General features: G+C 63.0%; 23 protein-coding genes. 8 read left to right on the forward strand and 15 right to left on the reverse strand.

Annotated elements, in window-relative coordinates:
* Positions 1-116 precede the first annotated feature (116 nt).
* The 3 genes from QQL79_RS14960 to QQL79_RS14970 all read right to left on the reverse strand — a co-directional run bounded on the left by QQL79_RS14960 (position 117) and on the right by QQL79_RS14970 (position 3,067).
* Positions 117-1,007 carry a dienelactone hydrolase family protein gene (locus QQL79_RS14960; protein WP_284392201.1) on the reverse strand — a complete coding sequence of 297 codons (891 nt, stop codon included), beginning with the start codon at positions 1,005-1,007 and terminating at the stop codon, positions 117-119.
* Between the two features lie 91 nt (positions 1,008-1,098).
* Positions 1,099-1,587, reverse strand: a complete 489-nt coding sequence (locus tag QQL79_RS14965) for a hypothetical protein (protein ID WP_284392203.1) — start codon at positions 1,585-1,587, stop codon at positions 1,099-1,101.
* Between the two features lie 67 nt (positions 1,588-1,654).
* The gene (locus QQL79_RS14970; protein WP_284392205.1) at positions 1,655-3,067 is read right to left on the reverse strand and encodes a DNA recombination protein RmuC; all 1,413 of its coding nucleotides are present in this window, start codon (positions 3,065-3,067) and stop codon (positions 1,655-1,657) included.
* A 124-nt stretch (positions 3,068-3,191) separates the two neighbouring features.
* Between QQL79_RS14970 and def the strand changes: the two genes are divergently transcribed.
* From def to truA, 3 genes are all read left to right on the forward strand, one after another.
* Positions 3,192-3,707: a peptide deformylase gene (def, locus tag QQL79_RS14975; protein WP_284392207.1), complete on the forward strand. Its 516-nt coding sequence runs from the start codon at positions 3,192-3,194 to the stop codon at positions 3,705-3,707.
* A gap of 178 nt (positions 3,708-3,885) precedes the next feature.
* On the forward strand, positions 3,886-4,806 hold the full coding sequence (gene fmt / locus QQL79_RS14980; protein ID WP_284392209.1) for a methionyl-tRNA formyltransferase: 921 nt from the start codon (positions 3,886-3,888) through the stop codon (positions 4,804-4,806).
* Positions 4,807-4,808: 2 nt separating this feature from the next.
* Entirely contained in the window at positions 4,809-5,546 is a 738-nt protein-coding gene (gene truA, locus QQL79_RS14985; RefSeq protein ID WP_284392211.1) for a tRNA pseudouridine(38-40) synthase TruA, read from the forward strand.
* Here truA and QQL79_RS14990 read toward each other — a convergent pair.
* The 5 genes from QQL79_RS14990 to dapD form a co-directional block, all read right to left on the reverse strand.
* Positions 5,543-6,106, reverse strand: coding sequence for a hypothetical protein (locus QQL79_RS14990; protein WP_284392213.1), 564 nt, complete (start codon positions 6,104-6,106; stop codon positions 5,543-5,545). The genes truA and QQL79_RS14990 overlap by 4 nt on opposite strands.
* A gap of 14 nt (positions 6,107-6,120) precedes the next feature.
* The gene (locus QQL79_RS14995) at positions 6,121-6,663 is read right to left on the reverse strand and encodes a hypothetical protein (protein ID WP_284392215.1); all 543 of its coding nucleotides are present in this window, start codon (positions 6,661-6,663) and stop codon (positions 6,121-6,123) included.
* On the reverse strand, positions 6,660-7,826 hold the full coding sequence (dapE, locus tag QQL79_RS15000; RefSeq protein WP_348523182.1) for a succinyl-diaminopimelate desuccinylase: 1,167 nt from the start codon (positions 7,824-7,826) through the stop codon (positions 6,660-6,662). The genes QQL79_RS14995 and dapE overlap by 4 nt, the downstream gene beginning before the upstream one ends.
* Before the next feature lie 20 nt (positions 7,827-7,846).
* Positions 7,847-8,332, reverse strand: coding sequence for a DUF805 domain-containing protein (locus tag QQL79_RS15005; protein WP_284392217.1), 486 nt, complete (start codon positions 8,330-8,332; stop codon positions 7,847-7,849).
* 75 nt (positions 8,333-8,407) lie between these two features.
* Positions 8,408-9,250, reverse strand: a complete 843-nt coding sequence (gene dapD, locus QQL79_RS15010; protein ID WP_284392219.1) for a 2,3,4,5-tetrahydropyridine-2,6-dicarboxylate N-succinyltransferase — start codon at positions 9,248-9,250, stop codon at positions 8,408-8,410.
* Positions 9,251-9,384: 134 nt separating this feature from the next.
* Here dapD and QQL79_RS15015 point away from each other — a divergent pair, with 134 nt between their 5' ends.
* Entirely contained in the window at positions 9,385-9,948 is a 564-nt protein-coding gene (locus QQL79_RS15015; RefSeq protein ID WP_284392220.1) for a hypothetical protein, read from the forward strand.
* Positions 9,949-10,107: 159 nt separating this feature from the next.
* Here the strand turns inward: QQL79_RS15015 and QQL79_RS15020 are convergent, their stop codons facing one another.
* Positions 10,108-10,932 (reverse strand): prephenate dehydratase, encoded by an 825-nt coding sequence (locus QQL79_RS15020; protein WP_284392222.1) that lies wholly within the window; start codon positions 10,930-10,932, stop codon positions 10,108-10,110.
* A 257-nt stretch (positions 10,933-11,189) separates the two neighbouring features.
* Between QQL79_RS15020 and QQL79_RS15025 the strand changes: the two genes are divergently transcribed.
* The 3 genes from QQL79_RS15025 (at position 11,190) to QQL79_RS15035 (ending at position 13,785) form a co-directional block, all read left to right on the forward strand.
* On the forward strand, positions 11,190-11,963 hold the full coding sequence (locus QQL79_RS15025; RefSeq protein WP_284392223.1) for a c-type cytochrome: 774 nt from the start codon (positions 11,190-11,192) through the stop codon (positions 11,961-11,963).
* A 101-nt stretch (positions 11,964-12,064) separates the two neighbouring features.
* The gene (locus QQL79_RS15030; protein WP_284392225.1) at positions 12,065-13,003 is read left to right on the forward strand and encodes a 2-hydroxyacid dehydrogenase; all 939 of its coding nucleotides are present in this window, start codon (positions 12,065-12,067) and stop codon (positions 13,001-13,003) included.
* A gap of 98 nt (positions 13,004-13,101) precedes the next feature.
* Positions 13,102-13,785, forward strand: coding sequence for a YqaA family protein (locus tag QQL79_RS15035; protein ID WP_284392227.1), 684 nt, complete (start codon positions 13,102-13,104; stop codon positions 13,783-13,785).
* Between the two features lie 7 nt (positions 13,786-13,792).
* Here QQL79_RS15035 and QQL79_RS15040 read toward each other — a convergent pair whose 3' ends face one another.
* Complete coding sequence (locus tag QQL79_RS15040) at positions 13,793-14,734, reverse strand: bifunctional helix-turn-helix transcriptional regulator/GNAT family N-acetyltransferase (RefSeq protein WP_284392229.1); 942 nt, start codon at positions 14,732-14,734, stop codon at positions 13,793-13,795.
* 56 nt (positions 14,735-14,790) lie between these two features.
* Positions 14,791-16,143, reverse strand: coding sequence for a leucyl aminopeptidase family protein (locus QQL79_RS15045; protein ID WP_284392231.1), 1,353 nt, complete (start codon positions 16,141-16,143; stop codon positions 14,791-14,793).
* Between the two features lie 138 nt (positions 16,144-16,281).
* Between QQL79_RS15045 and QQL79_RS15050 the strand changes: the two genes are divergently transcribed.
* Positions 16,282-17,055, forward strand: a complete 774-nt coding sequence (locus tag QQL79_RS15050; protein WP_284392233.1) for a tetratricopeptide repeat protein — start codon at positions 16,282-16,284, stop codon at positions 17,053-17,055.
* 122 nt (positions 17,056-17,177) lie between these two features.
* On the opposite strand, the gene QQL79_RS15055 is transcribed toward QQL79_RS15050, so the two are convergent.
* Genes QQL79_RS15055 through QQL79_RS15070 form a run of 4 tightly spaced genes read right to left on the reverse strand, consistent with a single transcriptional unit; the run spans position 17,178 to position 21,971 of the window.
* Positions 17,178-18,185 carry a type II secretion system F family protein gene (locus QQL79_RS15055; protein ID WP_284392234.1) on the reverse strand — a complete coding sequence of 336 codons (1,008 nt, stop codon included), beginning with the start codon at positions 18,183-18,185 and terminating at the stop codon, positions 17,178-17,180.
* A gap of 18 nt (positions 18,186-18,203) precedes the next feature.
* Positions 18,204-19,178 carry a type II secretion system F family protein gene (locus QQL79_RS15060; RefSeq protein WP_284392236.1) on the reverse strand — a complete coding sequence of 325 codons (975 nt, stop codon included), beginning with the start codon at positions 19,176-19,178 and terminating at the stop codon, positions 18,204-18,206.
* Positions 19,179-19,182: 4 nt separating this feature from the next.
* Complete coding sequence (locus QQL79_RS15065) at positions 19,183-20,670, reverse strand: TadA family conjugal transfer-associated ATPase (RefSeq protein WP_284392238.1); 1,488 nt, start codon at positions 20,668-20,670, stop codon at positions 19,183-19,185.
* 29 nt (positions 20,671-20,699) lie between these two features.
* Positions 20,700-21,971 carry a CpaE/TadZ family protein gene (locus QQL79_RS15070; RefSeq protein ID WP_284392240.1) on the reverse strand — a complete coding sequence of 424 codons (1,272 nt, stop codon included), beginning with the start codon at positions 21,969-21,971 and terminating at the stop codon, positions 20,700-20,702.

Raw genomic sequence — 21,971 nt, forward strand, 5'->3', positions numbered from 1 at the left:
CGCCGCTTCGAGAGGCTGAGCCCAATATTGTGGCTCCCGTCACCCCCTCCCGGCCTTCCCCATCAAGGGGGAGGTGCTGGTGCAGTGGGTGGGGTGAGTTGGAGGCTGCACCCCTTTTAGGCCAAAGCCTCCTTGAACAGCCCAATCGTCCGCGACCAGGCCAGGTCGGCGGCGGCTTTGTCGTAGCGGGCGGCGCTGGTTTCGTTGTTGAAGGCGTGGTTGACGCCGTCATAGACGAAGAGTTCGTAGTCGGTGCCCGCGGCCTTGAGGGCTTCCTCATAGGCCGGGATGCCTGCATTGATGCGGTCGTCGAGCCCGGCATAATGCAGGAGCAACCGCGCCTTGATCTTGGGCACATCGGCCGCAGCCGGCTGGCCGCCATAATAGGCGACGCCGGCGGCGAGATCGGGCGAGGCGACGGCGAGCGCATTGACGGTGCCGCCGCCCCAGCAGAAGCCCATGGCGCCCACCTTGCCATTCGCGCCGTCCAGGGTCTTGAGATAGGCAATAGTGGCGACACCATCGGCGGCGACCGCTGCGGGATCGAGATTGCCGAAAAGGGCGCGGGCGTCGTCCTCATTGGCCGGCGTGCCGCCCTGATCGGACAGATAGTCGGGGGCCAGCGCGATGAACCCTTCCAGAGCCACACGGCGCGTCACATCCTTGATGTGGGGGTTAAGACCGCGGTTTTCGTGGATGACGATGACGGCGCCGAAGGGACCGCCCTCCTTGGGGCGGGCCAGATAGCCCTTCATCTCGCCATCGGCGCCGGCATAGGTGATGTCGGAAATGGTGAGACGATCGTCGGTTTCGGCGGTGAGGCCCTGCGCCTGGGCATTGGACGCCATGAGGCCGGCGGCGGCAGTAGCGGCGGCCATAGAGCCGGCCAGCTTGGCCAGATTGTCCATGAACTTGCGGCGGTCGAGGGAGAGATGGGTATAGTCATCGAACAGCGCGATCATTTCCTGGGTGATCTGGGGCTGCTCGGCGGGGTCGCGATCGGTCATGCTATCCTCCTCCTGTTTGCCGAGGCAGGATAGAGCCGCGCGATGGTTACGGGCATGACCATCGCGCAATTGTTACAGGCCGCCGCAGCGGTCAGTGCAGATCCTTTTCCGGATGGAATTCGTCGCTGCCATCCCAGGGGTTCTCCTCTACAGGGCCGACATCGTCGTCCTCGAAGAATCCCTCCTCATCATCACCTTCGATCGCATGGCGGGCATCTTCGTCATCAGGTGAGAGCATGTCGAGCCGGTCGTCGCGATCGAGCGGGGCATCCAGGTCGGCATAGTCGCTGGTGTCGTCGGCATTGGCGATGGTCGCGCTCAATTCGTCGATGGCGCGATCGAGTTCGTCCAGCATGGCCGCCGGGTCCTGATCGCCCCAATCACCGCTCTCGCGAATGGCGGCCTCGTCGCGCATTTCGCGCAAGCGGGCCAGGCGCTCCATGGCGGGGCGATCGTCGCCATAAAGCAAATCCTCGATTTCACTCTGGCTATAGGGCTGGGCAATGCCCGGCTGGTCGGCGTTATCGAAATTGGTTTCCTGCGGCACCATGGTGCCGTGATGGTCATGATGCTGAGCCATTGTCGTCTCCCATGTTGATCAGCTGCGTGGCTGTACAACGCGGGAAGTGGCGAGAGGTTCGATCGGCTCAGGAGAGGTCGCCGGGCTCCTCGCCCACCAGCCGCAGGACCCGCACATCTTCAGCGCCGCCATCCCAGCCGGCGGGGAGTTGCTTACTGGATTTCGCGCCCAGTTCGCGCAGCATTTCGACCTGGCGCACAACGCTGCCCTTGCCAGACAATTGCCCCTTGGCATCGGCAAAGCTTTGCTGGGCGCGGTCGATATGGGTGCCCATCTTGTCCATGGTGGCAAGGAACCCCACGACCTTGTCGTAGAGCGAACCGGCGCGCGAGGCGATTTCCTCGGCATTCTGGTGGCGCTTTTCGATATCCCAGACATTGCGCACGGTGCGCAGCACGGTCATCAGCGTGGTCGGCGTCGTCAGCATGACACCACACCTCATGCCCTCTTCGACCAGGCCCGGTTCCTTTTGCAACGCGGCTGCGAGGGCCGATTCGATGGGCACGAACATCATCACGAAGTCCATCTTGCTGCCGGCGTGCCGCTGATAGGTCTTGTCGCCCAGCGTGCGGATATGGCCGCGGATGGAGGCGATATGGGCCTGCAAATGCTGTTGGCGGGTGTCGTCCTCGCTTGAGGTATAGGCCTCGAAGGCGGTGAGCGAGACCTTGGAATCGATGACCAACCGGTCATTATTGGGCATCAGCACCTCAACATCGGTGCGCACGCGCGAACCGTCCTCGCCGGTATGGCTCTGCTGGGTGACGAATTGCTCGCCCTCGCGCAGGCCCGAGCGTTCGAGGATGGTGGAGAGGATCATCTCGCCCCAGGCGCCCTGCGACTGTGAATTACCCTTGAGGGCGCGAGTGAGGTTGTTCGCCTCGGTAGTGATCTGGATGTTGCTTTCGTAGAGCGCGCGGATCTGCTCGCCCATGGCGGAGCGATCCTTGATCATATTGTTCTGGAACTCGACGATCTTCTCGTTGAGCGGCTTGAGCAGCACATCAACCTGCTCGCGGTTCTGCCTGGTAAAGGTCTCGCTATGGCTCTTGAGCACGTCTCCGGCGATGGATTTGAACTCGTCGGTCATCTGCTGGCGGGCATCGAGGAAACGCGCCAAATTGGCCTCAGCCTGCTTGGTCTGTTCGGCCATGCGGGCGCGGAGGGCCGAAACTTCGGTCAGGAGGTCGGCGGTTTTCTCGCGCTCCCTGTCGAGCTGGTCGACACCCCGCTCGCGCTCGACACGCACCTGATGATCAAGCGCCTGGATGCGCGCGTCGCGGTCGGCGAGCTGTTCGAGAAAACTGGTGCGCAATTGTTCGGCCGCCAATTGGCCGGCTGCTTCGGCCCGCCGGGTGCTGGCGCGCATGGCGGCCAGTAACAGGCCGACAATCAGCAGCGCCAGCACCGCGCCAGCGCCGATGGCGGCCTGCGCGACCGTGACAGGCACCTCACCGATGGTGAAAAGCAGAGTATCCATCCAAATCTTTTAAGCCGATTCGTTCGTTCGCGAAATGTTCTAGACGCAGCCGGTCCCCAGAGTTGACCCAGGGGCGGAAAATACCATATCGAAGGCAATTCCTGTTTCGCTGGACGTTTCACCCATGGCTATCCGCCCGATCCTTGTCATTCCCGATGCGCGCCTGCGCGCCGTTGCCGACCCCATTATCGAGGTCGATGACGAGATCAAGACGCTGGCCAAGGACATGCTGGAAACCATGTATGACGCGCCCGGCATCGGGCTGGCCGCGCCCCAGATCGGGGTGATGAAGCGCATAGTGGTGATGGATCTGGCGGGCGAAGGGGAAGAGCCGGCGCCGATGGTGCTGATTAATCCCGAAATCACCAAGTTCGGCGAGGAAATGCAGGTGACCGAGGAAGGGTGCCTGTCCATTCCCGAGCTGTTCTACGAGGTGGAACGGCCGAGCACGGTTACGGTCAAATATACCGATCTGGATGGCAAGGACGTCACCAAGGACGCCGATGGCAAGCTGGCCGTCTGCATCCAGCACGAGCTCGATCACCTCGATGGCGTGCTTTACATCGATTATCTCAGCCGGCTGAAGCGCGACCGGGTGATCAAGAAATTTGACAAGGCGGCCAAGCGAGCGGCTGGCTGATTTTGCCTTCTCCTTCCCCCTTGCGGGAGAAGGAGACTCGCGTAGCGAGACGGATGAGGGGTCGGCGATCTCTCCAATGCGCTGCGTTTGCGGCAGCAAATCCTCACCCTGATATTTCTGCTGAACGCAGAAATATCGTCCCTCTCCCACAAGGGGCGAGGGGAAGAAGGAGCCTCATATGCGCGTTGTATTCATGGGTACGCCTGAATTTTCCGTGCCCACGCTGACCGAGATCGTTTCGTCGGGGCATGAGGTGGTTGCCGTCTATACGCGGGCACCCAAGCCGGCGGGGCGCGGGCAGGAAGAGCGCAAATCGGCAGTGCATGTGGCGGCCGAGGGATTTGGCATTCCGGTGTTTACGCCCCGCTCGCTCAAGGGGCTGGATGAGCAGGGCGTGTTTGCGCTGCATGATGCCGATGTTGGAATTGTCGTGGCCTATGGGCTGCTGTTGCCCAAGGCGATCCTTGAGGCACCACGCATGGGGTGTTTGAACCTGCATGGTTCGCTCCTGCCGCGCTGGCGGGGCGCAGCGCCGATCCAGCGGGCGGTGATGGCAGGCGATAGCCAGACCGGCGTCATGGTGATGCAAATGGATGAGGGGCTCGATACCGGCGCGGTGGCTGTGGGCGAGGTCATTCCCATCGGGCCGGATATGACTTCGGGCGAATTGCACGACCAGATGATGCGGGTGGGTGCGGACCTGATGGGCCGGGCGCTGGCGGCGCTGGAGCGGGGGAGCCTCGATTTCAAGCCGCAGCCGGAAGATGGCGTGACTTATGCCAAAAAGATCGAGAAGGCCGAGAGCCGGATCGACTGGTCGCTGCCTGCCGAGGCAGTGCATAACCATATTCGCGGGCTGTCGCCGTTTCCGGGGGCGTGGTTCGAGGTAGAGCTGGGCGGCAAGCGGGTGCGGGTCAAGGTGTTGCGGTCGAGCCTGGTGGAGGGGTCCGGCGCGCCGGGCGCAGTGCTGGGGGATTTGACCATTGCCTGTGGCAGTGGGGCGGTGCGGCTGGTGCAGGTGCAACGCGAGGGCAAGTCCGCCATGGATGCGGCGACGTTTTTGCGTGGGGTTGGGGCTATGCCGGGGACTGTCCAGTAGCCATGCCGCGCTACAAGCTCACAGTGGAATATGACGGCACGCCCTTCTCGGGCTGGCAGCGGCAGACGAGTCGGCCAAGTGTGCAGCAGGCGCTGGAAGAGGCGATTGAGCGGTTTTCCGGCGAGGCCGTCACCACGCAGGCGGCGGGGCGGACCGATGCGGGGGTGCATGGGCTGGGCCAGGTGGTGCATTTTGACCTCGGCAAGGCATGGGACCCGTTCCGCATTCGCGAGGCGCTGAACTATCATTTGCGGCCCGATCCGGTGGCGATCATTGAAGCCGAGGCGGTGGGGGATGATTTCGAGGCGCGGTTTTCGGCCAAGGCGCGGCATTATGAATACCGCATTCTCAACCGCCGGGCGCCGCCCGTGATCGAGCGTAACCATGTCTGGCACGTGCCCATGCCGCTCGATGCCGACGCGATGGATTATGCCGCAGGAATGATCCTGGGGACGCATGATTTCACCACGTTCCGTTCGGCGGAATGCCAGGCCAAATCGCCGCTGCGCACGTTGGATGCCTTAGCAGTGCGGCGGGAGATGGAGCATATCGTGATCACGGCGAGCGCGCGGAGCTTTCTGCACCATCAGGTGCGGTCCATGGTCGGTTCGCTGAAACTTGTGGGCGAGGGCAAGTGGCAACCGCGCGATTTCCGGGCGGCGCTGGATGCGCGGGACCGCAAGCGCTGCGGGGCCATGGCGCCATCGGACGGGCTCTACCTGACGCGGGTGGATTACTAGGCGGCCGGGGGCGGCACGAAGATGATCGCTACGACAGCCAGGGCCAGGAACACGCCGACAGCCTGCGAAACAAACAGGATACCGATCTGCATCGGCGTCAGGGTGACGATGAAGCGGCCGATATTGATGAAGGTCGCCAGCGCCAGAATGACCACCAGAGCCAGGATGGCAACGCCCAGCGGGCCCAGCAGAGTGGACAGCAGCAAGAGCACCGCCGAGACCAGGGTGACCCAATTGGACGCCACCAGATAGGGCACGAAGCCATCCTGCCGGCCCATCTGGCGCAGGGCGAGCAAGGCCGTGCCGGCCTGGGCAACGAACAATACGCCATTGATAACGATGGATTGCGTGGCGGCGCCCTTGGGCAGGGGTACGCCGATCAGCACCGGGCCGAAACCAGCCAGGCCAATGGCGATCACTGCGGCAATCAGGCTGCCAATAAGGCCGCGTTGGCTGAAATCGAACCAGGTGGATGCCTGCCGATTGCCCACCAGCAGGGCGAAGCAGCCGCGCGCGGCATTCATCAGTTCTTCGAGAAAGGTCGAGGTCGGTTGGGCCAAAAGCTGTCTCGGGGCTAGATGGGAGAAGCGGCGGGGTTGGACAGCATGTAAAGCGTCACTGGCATGGCGACAAGCAGCAGTACGGTCAAAACTGCAAAGGCAAGGCTCACACCGACACTCCAGAGCGTCGCGAGGCGCGCCAGGCGGTAGAGAAGATAGCCCAACGCCACCCAGAGCAGCAGCAGGATGGGACCACCGATCAGCGAGAGAAACGCGCCGACGATGAGATAGAAGACCAGCGCATAGGTTCCGGGGACCATGAGGTCGAGCATGGGCTGGGTGGATTTGAGCGCGGCCTTGGTGCCCTGGATGGCGAGGGCGAGCGCGGCCAGCGAAAGCCCCTGCACGATAAGCGCGCTGGCAATGCCGCCCAGGCCGGGCATGCCGATATTCATCGAGGCGAAGGCGATGGCGAGGAAAGCGAAGAAGAAATAGATGAGGATGGCGGTGACCAGCCCAGGGGCGGAAAAGGCGAAATGGTCGCGCCAGCCGGCGTCACCAAGCACAATCTTCCGCCAGCCGGCAAAGGCACTGGAAAGGGCCGCCCAGAGTTTCATGCCGGACCCGAGGCAAAAAACCGCGTCATGAAGGCGCGATAAATGGCGGTGAGGCCAGTGAGGTCTTCAAGGGCTATGTGTTCGTCGGCCTTGTGCATGGAGGGGCCGACCAGTCCACATTCGACCACCGGGCCATATTGGGCGATGAAGCGGGCGTCCGACGTGCCGCCACCTGTGGAAAGCTCGGGGCGGCGGCCGGTAACCGCCTGGATGGCGGCAGAGAGTGTTTCCACCTCGGCGCTGAGCGGGGACAGGAAGGAACGTGAAGGCGTGCCCGATATCTCGAAGCGCACCTTGCCCTCGCCAATATCGACGCTGGCGATACGGTCGCGCACCCATTCGGCCAGAGTATCGGGCGTCCAGAGATCGTTGTAGCGAATGTTGAAGCGGAGCGTGCCGCGCGCCGGAATGACGTTGGAAACGGGATTACCGACGTCGATGGTGGTGACTTCGAGATTGCTGGCGGGAAAATGCTCGGTGCCCTGGTCGATGGGCGCATCACTGAGCGCGGAGACAATGCGGGCAAGCGTGGGCAGGGGGTTGTTCGCCTTGTGCGGATAGGCGACGTGGCCCTGGATGCCCTCGACGGTGATGAGACCGGAAAAGGAGCCGCGCCGACCGATCTTGATGCTGTCGCCGAGCAAGGCTGCCGAACTGGGTTCGCCGACAATGGCGAAATCGAACGCGTGCCCCTGCCCCTTTGCCCAGGCCACGAGTTTGTCGGTACCGTTGATGGCGTCGGCTTCTTCGTCATTGGTGATGGCGAGCAGGATCGTGCCGGCGTCCGCGGGTATCGCGGCGGCGGCGGCAATGAAGGCGGCAATGCCCGATTTCATATCGGCGGCACCGCGGCCATAGAGCTTGCCATCGGCTTCGCGCGGCGTGAATGGATCGGCAGTCCAATCAGAGAGATCGCCGGGTGGCACCACATCGGTATGGCCGGCAAACAGCAGACGACGGCCGCTAGTGCCGCGAATGGCGAAGAGATTATCGACGGGGTAGGAGCCGTCGCCCTCAAAAAGCAGGCGAGTGGTGGCGAAACCCAGGCCGCTGAGCGCGCTATCGAGCAGATCGAGCGCGCCAGCGGCTTCGGGTGTCACCGAGGGGCAGGCGATCAGGGCCTTGAGAAGCTGGACGGGATCGTCCGCAGCAATGTCAGTCACGAGATAATCCCGTCCTCTGATCAGGCGGTGGCCGGATTGGTCACCGGGTCGTCGCCATATTGGTTGGGGCCGATAGTGCCGCGCAGGAAACCCAATTGCACCAGCATGTAAATGCCGAAGGCGGCCAGCGCCAGCAACAGGACAGAAAGCCAGGGCGCCGGAGACGGCATCATGACGCCGCCACCGATATCGGTAGCGGTGATGCCAATGCCTAGGGTCTGGATCACCGAACTCAGCAGCGACAGGCCAAGCAATATCTTGAGATCAAGGCCATTATTGGCACGATCCTGTCGGCGCTTGAGCGACAGGCAATAGCTCGGATAGAGCAGCAACAGAGTGACCAGTAGCGAGCCCCAGCCGGCACTGGTCGCGGTCGGCCCCAAGCCGACCAGGCCCAGCAGCAAGGTGAGCACGATGCCGGCAATGCCCAGGATGAGAATGCCGATCCACCAGGTCTTGCGCGACACGCGGCCGGTCGTGATGGTGTAAAGTGCCTGAAAATCCATGATGTCCCCCTCGAAATCATGCGCCCGGACGGGTTGCCCGGTGCGCATAGTCTAGTTCAGAGCGGGGCGCGATTCCTAGTCGCGCAGCAGGTCGTTGATGCCGGTCTTGGAGCGGGTCTGGGCGTCGACGGTTTTGACGATGACGGCGCAGTAGAGCGAGGGGCCGGGATTGCCGTTGGGAAGGGGCTTGCCGGGGAGACTCCCCGAGACCACGACAGAATACGGCGGCACCTTGCCGATATGGATTTCGCCGGTAGCGCGGTCGACAATTTTGGTCGAGGCGCCGATGAAGACGCCCATGGAGATCACCGCGCCCTCGCCCACGACGACGCCTTCGACCACTTCGGAGCGGGCGCCGATGAAGCAATTGTCTTCGATGATGACGGGGCCGGCCTGAAGCGGCTCAAGCACGCCGCCAATGCCGACGCCGCCCGAAATGTGGACATTCTTGCCGATCTGGGCGCAGGAGCCGACGGTAACCCAGGTATCGACCATGGTGTTTTCATCGACGAAGGCGCCGAGATTCACAAAGCTGGGCATGAGGATGACGCCCTTGCCGATATGGGCGGAGTGGCGGACGATAGCGCCCGGCACGGCACGGAAGCCGGCCTCGCGGAAGCGGTTTTCGCCCCAGCCTTCGAACTTGGTGGGCACCTTATCCCAATAGGAGGAACCGCCGGGGGCGCCTTCGATGAGCTTGTTGTCATTGAGGCGGAAGGAGAGCAGCACGGCCTTTTTGAGCCATTGATTGACCTGCCACTGGCCATCGATCTTTTCGGCGACGCGGGCCTGGCCGCTATCGAGCAGGGCCAGAGCGGTCTCGACGGCATCACGCACTTCGCCTTTGGTGGCGGAGTTGATCTCTGCGCGGGCCTCGAAGGCGGCATCGATAGTGGCGGCGAGATCGGCGTGCGACATCAGTTCAAATCCTCTTGGCATTTCGGAGCGGACCATAGCGGCGAGCGGGATGGTGTCAATCAGGCAAGCCCTTTTCCCGCCGCAAAGGGACGGCTAATCACTTGTGGCAAAGCATTTGCCCGAGGGAGCATGGCGTGGACAGAAGAGCAGTGACGATTGGCGTGGCGCTGGTTTTGGGGCTGGTGGCGAATAGCGCGCAGGCGGCCCGTATCCATGGGGAGGCGCCGGCCGCGTTGAGCGAGACCGATACTTATGCGCTCGAAACGGCGGCGGCGGCCTGCAAGGATGAGGACTTTAACGCGCTGATGGGCGCCATGGCGATTTCCGATGCGGTGCGGCTGAAATATAGCGCGCCGGAAATCAGCGTGGTGAAGGACGGGGTGACGAGCAGTGTGGCGAGCGCGGACTATGCCGATTTTCCCATCGGAATGATGGATTATTATTGGGTCAGCCGCGCCTCGATGCTGGCCTGGGACAGCAATCCGGATGTCGAGCTGGAATATCTGGATATGGAATTCAACCAGAGCCAGGCCAATCAATGGGCCGTGGACTGGCAGCATGTGCGCTTTGACGGCAATTCGGAAGGCGGGGACGATCAGGGGGAGATCGTGGAACGGATTGGCGAGCCGGGCGTGCTCAGTTTTGAGCCGTTTGATGGGTGCTGGCGGTTGATTGAGGATTATCGCGGGCAGGGTTGAGGCCCGGCGAGTCTGCTGAGGGATTGGAGTACCCCCTCCTAGCCTCCCCCTGATAGGGGGGAGGAACCCCCTTGTGGTTGGAACTCGATCTCACTCCAAGAGTGGAGAGATCCCTCCCCCTATCAGGGGAAGGTTAGGTGGGGGTATCCGCCAAGAAAGCTACTTCAATTCGTTCTTGGGGTAGACGCCAAGTACGCGGAAGTAATCGGTGAAGAAGCCGAGTTCCTCAAAGGCATGTTGCACGCCCACGTCCGAGGGATGGCCCTCGATATCGGCATAGAACTGGGTGGCCGTGAAGGCGCCGCCGACCATGTAGCTTTCGAGCTTGGTCATGTTGATCGAATTGGTGGCAAAGCCGCCCATGGCCTTGTAGAGCGCGGCGGGCACGTTACGGACGCGGAAGACGAAGGTGGTTTTGACATCGCCTGGCGCGGCTTCCTGCTGCTCGCGCGAGAGCACGAGGAAGCGGGTGGTGTTGTGCTCGGCATCCTCGATATTGGAGGCCAGCACGTTGAGGCCATAGATTTCGCCGGCAAACCGGGAAGCGATGGCGGCCACCGATTTGTCGGCCTTCTGGGCGACTTCGCGGGCCGAGCCGGCGGTATCGACGGCGTTGATGGTGCGGAAGCCGTGTTCGGAGATGAATTTGCGGCACTGCCCGAGGGCGACCGAGAGCGATTGCACGGCCTTGATATCGTCCAGCGTGGCGCCGGGAACGCCGAGCAGGTTCATCTCAACGCGAAGATAGGTCTCCCCGATGATGAAGAGGCCGCTTTCGGGCAGCAGGTGATGAATATCGGTGATGCGGCCGTAGAGGGAATTTTCTACCGGAACCACAGCGAAATCGGCCTTGCCGGTCTGCACGGCGGCAATGGTTTCCTCAAAGGTCACGCAGCCGATGACCTCGTCATGAGGGAAGACATTGGCGGCGGCAGCGTGGCTGAAGGCGCCCGGCTCACCTTGAAAAGCGATCTTTTTGGTCATGACAGGTCCATTGGTATCTCGGCGGGAGGCTTTTGAACCCCGGCGGATCGGGTGTCAATTCGGCCGCAGCCCGGCCAAGGTCACCATGATGGGGAGGAATTGTCGCAACCGGGCTTTGCCCTGTTGCACCTCACGCCCCTTTGCGACTATCTTCCGCGCGCGTTGGCCCGGCCGTTGAGGCGATTTCCTTGTGGGATAATCGAAAGTTGCGGGGCCGCAGCAGACGTCCGCAGGGGATGGACCGGCAGGAAGACCAAATGAATTCGTTCGAACTTAACAAGATCATGGGCGCCGTTCTGGGCACCCTGTTGTTTGTCATGGGTGTCGGTCTCGTCGCCGAAGCCATCTATCATCCCATCGAAGACCGGGGCCCGGGCTATGCCCTGCCGGAGCCGGTTTCTACCGAAGCGGCGGCGGAAGCCGGCCCGGCCGAGCCAGTTGTGTCGCTGGGCACGCTGCTGGCCAGCGCCAGCGTCGATCGCGGCGCAGCGGCCGTCAAGAAATGCCAGTCCTGCCACAATTTTGGCGAGGGTGACCCCAACAAGACCGGCCCGCACCTCTATGACATCGTGGGACGCCCCGAAGGCGGGGTTGCCGACTTCTCCTATTCGGATGGCATGAAGGCACATCACGACGCCGGCGACACCTGGACCTATGAGAATCTCAACCATTTCCTGACCAATCCCAAGGAATATACCCCCGGCACCAAGATGAACTTTGCCGGTGTGCGCACCCCCGAAGAGCGCGCCGACATCCTGGCCTATCTGCAGACGCTGTCGGCCAATCCGGTGCCGTTCCCGGCTGCTGAAGAGGCCGCACCGGCCGCCGAGGCCGCGCCTGCTGCCGAAGCCGCTCCTGCGGCGGAACCTGCTCCCGCAGCCGAACCCGCGCCAGCGGCTGAGCCAGCCCCAGCGGCCGAACCTGCGCCGGCGGCTGAACCTGCACCGGCCGCTGAACCCGCGCCGGCCGCTGAAGCCGAGCCGGCCGCGGATGCACCGGCCCGGATCAATACGCTGATGCCTCCCGGCTAGTTTGCCGAACTCAGTGTCCGCAATGACGGCTCGCAAGGGCCGATGATCAGGCCGCGTCCTCAACGGGACGCGGCATTGTCTTGCCGAAGGGGCGATTGACCATGCTGCTGCTGCACCTGTCTGATGTCGACGAGGCAAGCTGGGCGGAAAAGCTGCGCGCGGCGCTGGCGCCCTACCCCGTGGTGCGGCAGAGCGAGCCGTTCGATCCCAACGATATCCGCTACATCTTTGTGTGGAAGCCCAAGCCCGACGCCTTTGACGGATTGGACAGGCTCAAGGCCGTGCTGTCGCTGGGCGCGGGCGTGGATGCACTGCTCAAACACCCCAAGCTGCCCAATGTGCCGGTGGTGCGGTTCGTGGACGAGGACCTGAGCCAGCGCATGAGCGATTATGTGGTGGCGCATGTGACCATGCATCAGCGGCTCTACAGCCGCTTCCGGGCCGATCAGAAGGCGCGGCGCTGGAACCAGCTCTATCCTCCAGCATCCTCGCAAACCGCGGTGGGCATCATGGGCATGGGTGTGCTCGGCCAGGATGCTGCCAGCCGCCTCAAGCCGTTGGGTTTCGCGCTGCGCAGCTGGAGCCGCACGGCCAAGGCCATCGAGGGCGTGGAAGGCTTTGTTGGCCCCGATCAGCTCGATGCCTTCCTTGCGGGCACCGACATTCTGGTCAACCTGCTGCCGCTGACGCCCGAAACCACGGGCATTCTCAACTACGAGACCTTTGGCAAGCTTCGGCATGGCCGGCTCGAGGGCGGACCGGCGATCGTCAATGCGGCGCGGGGCGGCCATCAGCGGGAAGCCGATATCGTGCGTGCATTGGCCGATGGCACGCTGGGCGCGGCAAGCCTTGATGTGTTCGAGACCGAACCGCTGCCCGCCGAGAGTCCGCTCTGGGATATCGAGAACTGCTACGTCACCCCCCATATCGCGGCAATTTCCAGCGAAACGGCGGGGGTCGCCTATTATACGCGGATCATCGCCGAACACGAGGCGGGCCAGCCGCTGATCAATGTCGTCGACCGCGCGCGCGGCTACTGACGCGATTGTTATTGGCGTAGCGCCCTGCGGCTGATGGATTTATTGAACGTGACACAATCGAGTGTCACTGCGACACCGACTTTAGCCTTGGGGGCCGGATGAGCGACGCCACGACGCAGCAGCCGCAGAAGCTCAAATTCTACGACCGCCTGAAACTGGCGACCAAACACCGGCTAGCCGAACCCATTCTGGGGCTATTGTGCTTTCTTGAAGCCAGCATCTTGCCGATCTTTCCCGAGATCATGCTGGCGCCCATGATCATTGCCGACCGCAAGCGGGCTTGGCGATTGGCGACTATCTGCACGGTGACATCGGTGTTGGGGGGCCTGGCCGGCTATGCGGTGGGCTACTACCTCTTCGACACGATCGGACGCGCCATCATCGCCTTTTACGGCGCCGGCGATGGCTTTGCCTCGCTGATGCAGAGCTTTAACGACAATGGCCCGCTGATGATCCTGATCGGGGCGATTTCGCCCATTCCCTACAAGGTGGTTACGATTACCAGCGGGGTGGCCGGGCTCGATCTGTGGACCTTCATCTTTTATGGCCTGGTGGGGCGCGCCGCGCGCTATTTCGTGCCCTGCGGGCTGTTCTACTTCTTTGGGCCGACGGCCAATCACTTCATCGAAAAGCACAAGGCGCTGGCCGGCTGGGGCCTGGTAGCGCTGACCATTATCGGCTTTGCCGCAGCGCCACTGTTGTTTCCCAAGAATGGGGCGGAGACCGGAAGCGTGGTCGAAGCGATGGATATGACAACGCCGGATCCGATGCCGGAGGGCTGATCACCCGTCAGCGCTTCAGGTCCAGCCGCCAATATTGACCGTTGAGATCGGCGCCGAAGGAATGGTGCGGCTCTTCGCGTTCGAGGACGAAGCCGGCGCCCTGGTAGATCTTGCGGGCGGCGACCAGGCAATCCTGGGTCCAGAGCATGATGCTGGAATAGCCCGAGGCGCGCGAGAAGCGGATGGCTTCATCAACGAGACGCTTGCCGATGCCGTGACCGCGGAAAGCCGGCTCGACATAGAGCATGCGAAGCTGGGCAATTGTGGGGTCTGCCGCCGAAGGGACGATGAAGAGCGAGCCGGCCACCTGCCCGGCCATTTCGGCCACCCAGAGCGATTTGGGCGGGGTGATGGGCGCGGCTTCGTAATCGGCATAGATGCGGGCGATCAGCGCCTCGAATTCGCCGTTCCAGCCCTGCTCGAGATGGTAGAGCAGGCCCTGGCGGTGCACCAGCCAGCCCAATTCGCCGACCCGATGGGGCCGCAGGATGAGCGGTTCGGTGGATTCCGGCCCGGCCAGCATGGTCTGGATGCGCTGCATCGAGCCCACCAGATCACGGCGAAGAAAACTATCGAGCGGAACCAGCAGATCGGCTGCCGCCTGGTCGCTCATCTCGTTGAAGTTGCGATAGAGGCCATCACCATCCGGGGTCAGCGCCAGGGTGCTGGAGCGGCGATCGTCGCTATGGGGGAGTACGGCCAGCAGGCCCTGATCGACCAGACGCCAGACCAGGCGGCTTATCTGGCCGCGATCCATGCCCAGATCGGCAGCAAGAGCGGACGATGTGGTGCTGACGCGCTTGCCAATTTCATGGATCAACCGCGCCTCGGCCAGCGAATAGGGGCTTTTGTGCATGCCCTCGTTCAGTAAACCGATAATGCCGGTATAGAACCGGTTGAAGGTGCGGATAGCGGCGACCTGCGCGCTTTCGTCGGGCTTTTCAGCCATTAGAGTGACTCCATGTCGATAGTTGACATCGTCAATCAAATGGTTGTCAAAGTCAACTAAATTGCAGGATAGCGGTGCTTGAGCAGCCCATAGACCGCGCGGATGCCGTGGTCGGTGCCGCCCTGGGGCCGGCCAGGACGGGCCTCGGGAGCCCAAGCCATGATATCGAGATGGACCCAGGCCTTAGCCCGCGACACGAAACGCCGCATGAAGAGAGCCGCGGTGATGGAACCGGCAAAGCCGCCGCTGCCGGCATTGTTCACATCGGCGATCTTGGACGACATCATGGAATCGTAGGGCGACCAGAGCGGCATCTGCCAGAGCGGGTCATCGGCACGGAGGCCGGCGGCCATAAGGTCGCGAGCCAGGCTGTCATCGGTCGAGTAAAGCGCGGGCAGATCGGGACCCAGGGCCACGCGGGCGGCGCCGGTAAGGGTAGCCATATCGATCAGCAGGTCGGGGCTTTCCTCATCGGCCAGAGCCAAGGCATCGGCGAGGATCAGGCGGCCTTCGGCATCGGTATTGCCGATCTCGACGGTCAGCCCCTTGCGGGAGGTCAGCACATCGCCGGGGCGGAAGGCATCGCCGGCAATGGCGTTTTCGACAATGGGAATGAGCACGCGCAGCCGCACGGCGAGGCCCGCCGAGACGATGGCATGGGCGAGGCCCAGCACATTGGCGGCGCCGCCCATATCCTTCTTCATCAGCAACATGCCGGTGGCCGTCTTGATATCGAGCCCGCCGGTATCGAAGGTAACGCCCTTGCCCACCAGGGTTACTTTGGGATCGCTCTCTCGGCCCCAGCTCAGATCGAGCAGGCGGGGCGGTTGCGCGGCGGCACGGCCGACGGCATGGATCATGGGGAAATTGGCGGCCAGCAGGTCATCGCCGACAATGGCGGAGACGCTTATGCCGCGGGCCGAGGCAAAGTCGCGAATGACCTGTTCGAACGCGTCGGGCCCCAGATCATTGCTGGGCGTATTGACCAGATCGCGGGCCAGCACGGCGGCCTCGACGAGGCGGTCGATCTCGGCGGCGTCGGCAGCGGCGGGCGCAGCCAGGCGCGGCGCAGGTTCGGTTTTGCGATAACGGGCAAACCGATAGGCGCCGAGGCGGAACCCCACGGCGGCCAGGACCGGGTCGCCATAGGTGCCCTCGAGATGGTAATCGCCCTCCGGCAGATTGGCGCCGGCAAGACCCAGGATCAATGCCGGGCGGGCCGCCGGTTCGCCACTACCGAAAAGATAGCCCTCCACAGCACCGGCCTCCCCCGGCAGCGCCAGCAGACGCCCCCGCTGGCCGGCAAAGCCATTGGCCCGGGCCCAGGCATGCCAGGATGGCGCCAGGCTGGCAGCATCAAGCCGCCCCTCTTCGACAACGATGACGGGCAGGGACTGGACTTGCGACATGGCGGGCTCCGGCGCGATTTGCGGCTGCATTTGTAGCGGGCGCGCCCGTCGCTCACAACGGCTGAAACAGGCCTTTAACGGGGTGTTAGGGTTAATGATTTATTGCTTGTGGCGGGAGTGCCCCGGGGAGTGCCTGTCGTGCTGTCGTCATTGTTCCAACGGACCAAGCCTTTGCGCGTCGTGCTGTGCGCCGGCGCGGCGGCCCTGACGATTTCGGCATGTGCGTCCACCCGCAGCAATGGACCATTGCCGGATTATGCAGCGGCTCCGGCCGCGCAGGCGCAGCAGGGATTGGTGGAATTGACGGCGCGCTATCGCGCCAATCCGCGCGACAAGGCCACTATCATTCACTACGCCGCCGCCCTGCGTGCGGCCGGGCAGAGCGCACAGGCCGTTGCGGCACTCGAACAGGGCATCAGCCACTATCCCAACGACGCCGATATCGCCATTGCCTATGCCAAAGCGCTGACGGCGGACGGCCGGTTCGAGCAATCGCTGGGCGTGCTCGAACGTGTCATCCGCCCGGACGCGCCGGATTGGAACGCGCTTCTGGTCAAGGGGGCAGCGCTCGACCAGATGGGGCGCAACCAGGAGGCGCGCCAGGTTTATGGCCAGGCGCTGGCCATGGCGCCGGGCGAGGCCTCCATCGAGGCCAATCTGGGACTTTCCTATGCCATGACCAACGAGCTGGCGCTGGCCGAGCGGCATCTGCGCCGGGCGGCGCAAATGCCGGGTGCAAACAGCAAAATCCGGCAAAACCTGGCCTTGATCGTCGGCCTGCAAGGCAGGTTCGATGAAGCCCGAACCCTCTACGCCGCCGAATTGCCGCCCGACCAGGTCGAGAGCAACATGGCCTATATGCGCTCGATGCTGACCCAGCAAAACCGCTGGGATGCGATCGCCAAGGGCTAAGACCAGTCGACATTCAGCTTTTCTGGCTATTGGAGAGCCGGATCCGGCTCCCTCCCCTTGAGGGGAGGGTCAGCGTGTGGGCTCTGCGACGTCCACAAGCTCTAGGTGGAAGGCTCAGAGCCTCAGCCGCCCGCGGCGCCGCCGGGTCCGAAAACCTTGATCAGGGCAGGCGCCATGATCACGATGAAGAGCACCGGCAGAAAGAACAGGATCAGCGGCACGGTCAGCTTGGGCGGCAGGGATGCGGCCTTCTTTTCGGCCTCCATCATGCGGGCTTCGCGGCCTTCCTCGGCCATGACGCGCAGGGCCTGCCCCACGGATGTACCGTAGCGATCGGCCTGGATCAGGGCGGTCATCACCGATCTCACATTATCCAGCCCGATGCGGCGCCCCAGATTGTCATAGGCGCGGGTGCGGTCCTCGAGGAATGACAATTCGGCAGTGGTCAGGGTCAGTTCTTCCGCCAGCTCGGCGCTTTGCTGCCCGATCTCCTTGGCGACGCGCTTGAAGGCGTGTTCCATCGACATGCCCGCTTCCACACAGAGCAGCAGCAGATCGAGGCAATCGGGCCAGGCGCGGCGGATGGAGAACTGACGCTTGGTGGTGGTGTTCTTGAGCAGCAGCACGGGAAGGTAGGAACCCACGATGCCCGCGCCGATGGCAAAAACGAGACTGAGATAAAGCGGACGCTCGCCGGGCGCCAGCACCAGCAGGTAGAGGGCGGCGAGCAGGAATATTGCCAGCGGGGTCGCCAGGCGCGAGAACAGGAATGTGGTCAGATGCCCCTGCCCGCGATAGCCGGCCATGGCCAGCTTGTCGACGGTCGCATCGTCCTGGAAGGCCTTTTTGAGATCGAAGCGTTCGACCACCTTCTTCATGTAGGAGCGGGTCTCCCCGCTCCGCCGGATGGAGCCGCGCCCGTCCCCGCCATTGGAAGCAAGGCCGCGCAGGCGTGCCATTTCCTCGGCGCGCATCTTTTCGCGTTCCAGCGCCACGCGGCGGATGCGCGTCTTCATTTCGGATTTGACGATGAAGGAGGAGCCGAAGGTGTAGACGATGGCCGCTGCGGAAATGGCCGCGAGAATGGCGATGAGAGATTCGCGCTGGGTCAGAAGCTCAATGATGTTCATGGCGGCTCTCCCGGGCGATCAGAAGTCGAACTTGACCATGCGGTTCATGACAAAAATGCCGGCAGACAGCATGAGCGCCCCGACGCCCAGCCAGATGTGGCCCAGCGAGGTGGTGACCAGCGGCTCGAGATAGCGGGGCGAGACCAGGCTGACGAGAATACCCACGACGAAGGGCAGCGAGCCGATAATGCCGGCAGAGGCCTTGGCCTCGGAAGACATGGCCTTGACCTTCTGCTTCATCTTCTTGCGGTTGCGCAACACCCGCGCCAGATTGCCCAGCGCCTCACTGAGATTGCCGCCCGCCTGTTGCTGCACGGTGATCACGACCACGAAGAAATTGACTTCGGGCAGCGGTACCCGGTCGAGCAGGACCTGCACCGCCTCGGTCATGGACATGCCGAAAGCCTGCTGATCGAGCACGCGGCCGAATTCCGATTTCACCGGCTCCTTGGCATCCTTGGCGACGACGCGAATGGAGTCATTGAGGGGCAGGCCGGTCTTGACGCCACGCACAATGGCTTCGACGGCGTTGGGCAGCTCGTCCAGGAAGCCATCCTGATATTTCCGGCGCTTGCGGCCGACATACATGCGCGGGAGCAGATAGGCTGCGGCTACGGCGAAGATGGCGGCGAAATAGAACGGCACCTGCACAACGACCAGCACGGCAAACAGGACGACGCCCATGATGACGCTGTTGCGGATGAAGGCGGCGGGCTTGATCGTCATGCCGGCCTGGAACAGCAATTGGGGCAGCGTGATACGCTTCTTGGCATTGAGCGCATCGGTCTGCGTCTTGAGCGCCTGCTGCACCGTCTTGCGGCGCTGGTCGCGGCTGCGGGCGGCATCGATCTCCAGCCGGTTGACGCGCAAATCCCCCTGGAAGGCCTTGCGGCGCTTGTCGGCGCGACTATCCCCCAGGGCGGAAGGCACGAGCGCCAGGCCCGCGGCGCCGACTGCGACCATGGCCAGAATGATGAGCAGGAGCGTGGTCATGATGTCATGAATCCAACAGGTCGCGCTGCTCGACATTGGAGCGTTCAAGCGCTTCGACGAGATTGGCTTCCTCGTTGAAATAGCGAGCGCGCTCGGCAAATTGCGGCTTGGTGATGCCGGTCGAACGATGACGGCCGAGCAGCATGCCGCTCTGGTCCTCGCCCAGGATGTCGTAGAGGAAAACGTCCTGGGTGACGATCACATCGCCTTCCATGCCCAGCACTTCGGTGATGTGGGTGATGCGGCGGGAGCCATCGCGCAGGCGGGCGGCCTGGACAATGACGTCGATCGATGAGGTGATCATTTCGCGGATGGTACGGCTGGGCAGGGAATAGCCACCCATGGTGATCATCGATTCAAGACGCGAGAGAGCCTCGCGCGGGCTATTGGCATGCAGCGTGCCCATGGAGCCATCGTGGCCGGTATTCATGGCCTGCAGCAGGTCGAAGGCCTCGGGGCCGCGTACTTCGCCCACGATGATGCGTTCTGGCCGCATGCGGAGGCAATTCTTGATGAGATCACGCATGGTGATCTCGCCCTCGCCCTCAAGATTGGGCGGGCGGGTTTCAAGGCGGACCACATGGGGTTGCTGCAATTGCAATTCGGCGGAGTCTTCGCAGGTAATGACCCGCTCGTCCTTTTCGATGAAGGCGGTGAGACAATTGAGCAATGTCGTCTTGCCCGAACCGGTGCCGCCCGAGATCAGCACATTGGCGCGCACCCGGCCCAGGATGCGCAGCACTTCGGCGCCTTCGGTGGAAATGGAATTGTATTTGACGAGCTGAGGCAGCGTCAGCTTGTCCTTCTTGAACTTGCGGATGGTGAGCGCTGCGCCATCGATGGCGAGCGGAGGCGCGATGACGTTCACACGCGAGCCATCGGGCAGGCGGGCATCGCAGATGGGCGAGCTTTCATCGACGCGGCGGCCGACCTGGCTGACGATGCGCTGGCAGACATTCATCAGGTGAGCGTCGTCGCGGAAGCGGACATTGGTGAGCTTCACCCGGCCGCCCACTTCGATGTAGCAGCGCTGGGAACCGTTCACCATGATATCGGCAATGTCGTCGCGGGCCAAAAGGGGCTCGAGAGGACCATAGCCCAAAACGTCATTGCAGATGTCCTCGAGCAGGTCCTCCTGCTCGGAAATCGACATGATGATGGATTTGAGCGCGATGATCTCGGCGACGATATCGCGGATTTCCTCGCGCGCCGCGTCCTGGTCCATGGTGGCGAGCTGGCTGAGATCGATGGAATCGATCAGCGCGCTGAAAATGGCAGACTTGGTCTGGAAATAATCCTTGTCGCGCTGGGTATCGACCGGCATGCGGACGTCGAGCACTTCCTCGGACGTGCGCATGCGGGCGGCCATGGCATCGCTATCCACGCCCCGCCGCGGCGCGGGCGTTTCAGGGCGCAGCGGCGCAGCGGGAGCCGGACGCGTTTCGGCCAGGCCCGGCGTATTGCCCCCAAATGTCGTGCGCTTGCCAAACATGTCCGTCCTATCCGGCCGACCGCAAAAGATCAGGCCCGCTTCTTGAGAAACGAGGGCAGCTTCATCAGGCTGGCTGACTTGCCCCCGGCATGGGACACCTGCCGGCCAGTCACCTGCATGCCGATGGCCCGGTAGATGTCGTTGATCTTGTTGCTGGCCGCCACCTCGGCGATCATCTGCCCATTATTGGCTGCCGTACCGAACAGGGCAGCATCGAAGGGAATGGTGCCGAGCAATTGGCATTCGACCGAGCCGGCGAATTCGGCCGGGCTGATCTCGGGCCGGCGCGGCATGCCAACCTTGTTGAGCACCAGGCTCGGCCTGGCCTCGGTCGGGCGCAGGGCCTTGATGGTGTCGCTGAGATTTTTGGCATTGCGCAGATTGGCCAGGTCGGGCTCGGCCACGATGACGACTTCGTCCACGGTGGCGAGGGTATGGCGCACCCAGGCATTCCAGCCATGAGGAATGTCGAGCACCACGACCGGCATGGTGTTCTGGCTCAGCTCGATGATCTGCTCGAATTCGCGCTCTTCGAAATCATAGGTGCGGTCGAGCGTGACGGGCGCGGTCAGCAGGTTGATGTGGCTGGCCGCCTTGCTCATCAGCCGGTCCAGCATGGTCTGGTCGACCTTCTGATTGGCGAGCACGGCATCAGCCAGGCCATGGGGCGGATCCTGGTTGAAATTGAGCCCAGCAGTACCAAAGGCCAGGTCCATATCGAGAATGAGACTGTCCTGGCGCAAGGCGGTGGCAATGCCCCAGGCGACATTGTGGGCGACGGTGGACCCACCTGCCCCACCCTTGGCCGAAACAAAACCGATGGTACGGCCGATAGGGGCGCTGCCTTCGGAGGCGAAGAGATCGGTAATGGCAGAAACGATCTGGGCGGCGCTGGCAGGCAGCACGATATATTCGGAAACGCCCGACCGGATCAGCTCGCGATAAAGCGGCACGTCATTGACGTGGCCCAGCACAATCAGCCGGGTGGAGGCATCGCAGACTTCGGCCAGCCGCTCCAGCGCCACCGGGATTTCGGCCGGAGACAGAGCGGTTTCCACGACGATCAGATTGGGCGTGGGGTTGGACTTATAGGTTTCGACCGCGCCCTCGATGCCGCCATTGTGGGTGGTCAGCGCCACCTTGGACATGCGGCGGTCATGAATGGCGCTTTCGACCAATTGGGCCGTCTGCGAGTGTTCGCAGAAGGCCTGGATGGTGATCCGCGGAATGAGGCGCGCACCCGACGATATTTCGAGCGCGGTCTCGTCGCTTTTGCGGTTTTCGGGGGTGAGAAAACTCAT

The organism is Devosia yakushimensis (assembly GCF_030159855.1).
Lineage (GTDB): Bacteria > Pseudomonadota > Alphaproteobacteria > Rhizobiales > Devosiaceae > Devosia > Devosia yakushimensis.

Excerpts from the sequence above, each read along its gene's own strand:
- QQL79_RS15065 (WP_284392238.1), bottom strand. The coding sequence starts at position 20,670 with ATGTTTGGCAAGCGCACGACATTTGGGGGCAATACGCCGGGCCTGGCC.
- QQL79_RS15070 (WP_284392240.1), bottom strand. The coding sequence starts at position 21,971 with ATGAGTTTTCTCACCCCCGAAAACCGCAAAAGCGACGAGACCGCGCTC.
- QQL79_RS15005 (WP_284392217.1), bottom strand. The coding sequence starts at position 8,332 with ATGGATTTTCAGGCACTTTACACCATCACGACCGGCCGCGTGTCGCGC.
- QQL79_RS14960 (WP_284392201.1), bottom strand. The coding sequence starts at position 1,007 with ATGACCGATCGCGACCCCGCCGAGCAGCCCCAGATCACCCAGGAAATG.
- fmt (WP_284392209.1), top strand. The coding sequence starts at position 3,886 with ATGCGCGTTGTATTCATGGGTACGCCTGAATTTTCCGTGCCCACGCTG.
- QQL79_RS14965 (WP_284392203.1), bottom strand. The coding sequence starts at position 1,587 with ATGGCTCAGCATCATGACCATCACGGCACCATGGTGCCGCAGGAAACC.
- def (WP_284392207.1), top strand. The coding sequence starts at position 3,192 with ATGGCTATCCGCCCGATCCTTGTCATTCCCGATGCGCGCCTGCGCGCC.
- QQL79_RS15040 (WP_284392229.1), bottom strand. The coding sequence starts at position 14,734 with ATGGCTGAAAAGCCCGACGAAAGCGCGCAGGTCGCCGCTATCCGCACC.
- QQL79_RS15035 (WP_284392227.1), top strand. The coding sequence starts at position 13,102 with ATGAGCGACGCCACGACGCAGCAGCCGCAGAAGCTCAAATTCTACGAC.
- QQL79_RS15020 (WP_284392222.1), bottom strand. The coding sequence starts at position 10,932 with ATGACCAAAAAGATCGCTTTTCAAGGTGAGCCGGGCGCCTTCAGCCAC.
- dapD (WP_284392219.1), bottom strand. The coding sequence starts at position 9,250 with ATGTCGCACGCCGATCTCGCCGCCACTATCGATGCCGCCTTCGAGGCC.
- QQL79_RS14970 (WP_284392205.1), bottom strand. The coding sequence starts at position 3,067 with ATGGATACTCTGCTTTTCACCATCGGTGAGGTGCCTGTCACGGTCGCG.
- QQL79_RS15060 (WP_284392236.1), bottom strand. The coding sequence starts at position 19,178 with ATGACCACGCTCCTGCTCATCATTCTGGCCATGGTCGCAGTCGGCGCC.
- QQL79_RS14995 (WP_284392215.1), bottom strand. The coding sequence starts at position 6,663 with ATGAAACTCTGGGCGGCCCTTTCCAGTGCCTTTGCCGGCTGGCGGAAG.
- QQL79_RS15045 (WP_284392231.1), bottom strand. The coding sequence starts at position 16,143 with ATGTCGCAAGTCCAGTCCCTGCCCGTCATCGTTGTCGAAGAGGGGCGG.
- QQL79_RS15025 (WP_284392223.1), top strand. The coding sequence starts at position 11,190 with ATGAATTCGTTCGAACTTAACAAGATCATGGGCGCCGTTCTGGGCACC.
- truA (WP_284392211.1), top strand. The coding sequence starts at position 4,809 with ATGCCGCGCTACAAGCTCACAGTGGAATATGACGGCACGCCCTTCTCG.
- QQL79_RS15030 (WP_284392225.1), top strand. The coding sequence starts at position 12,065 with ATGCTGCTGCTGCACCTGTCTGATGTCGACGAGGCAAGCTGGGCGGAA.
- QQL79_RS15055 (WP_284392234.1), bottom strand. The coding sequence starts at position 18,185 with ATGAACATCATTGAGCTTCTGACCCAGCGCGAATCTCTCATCGCCATT.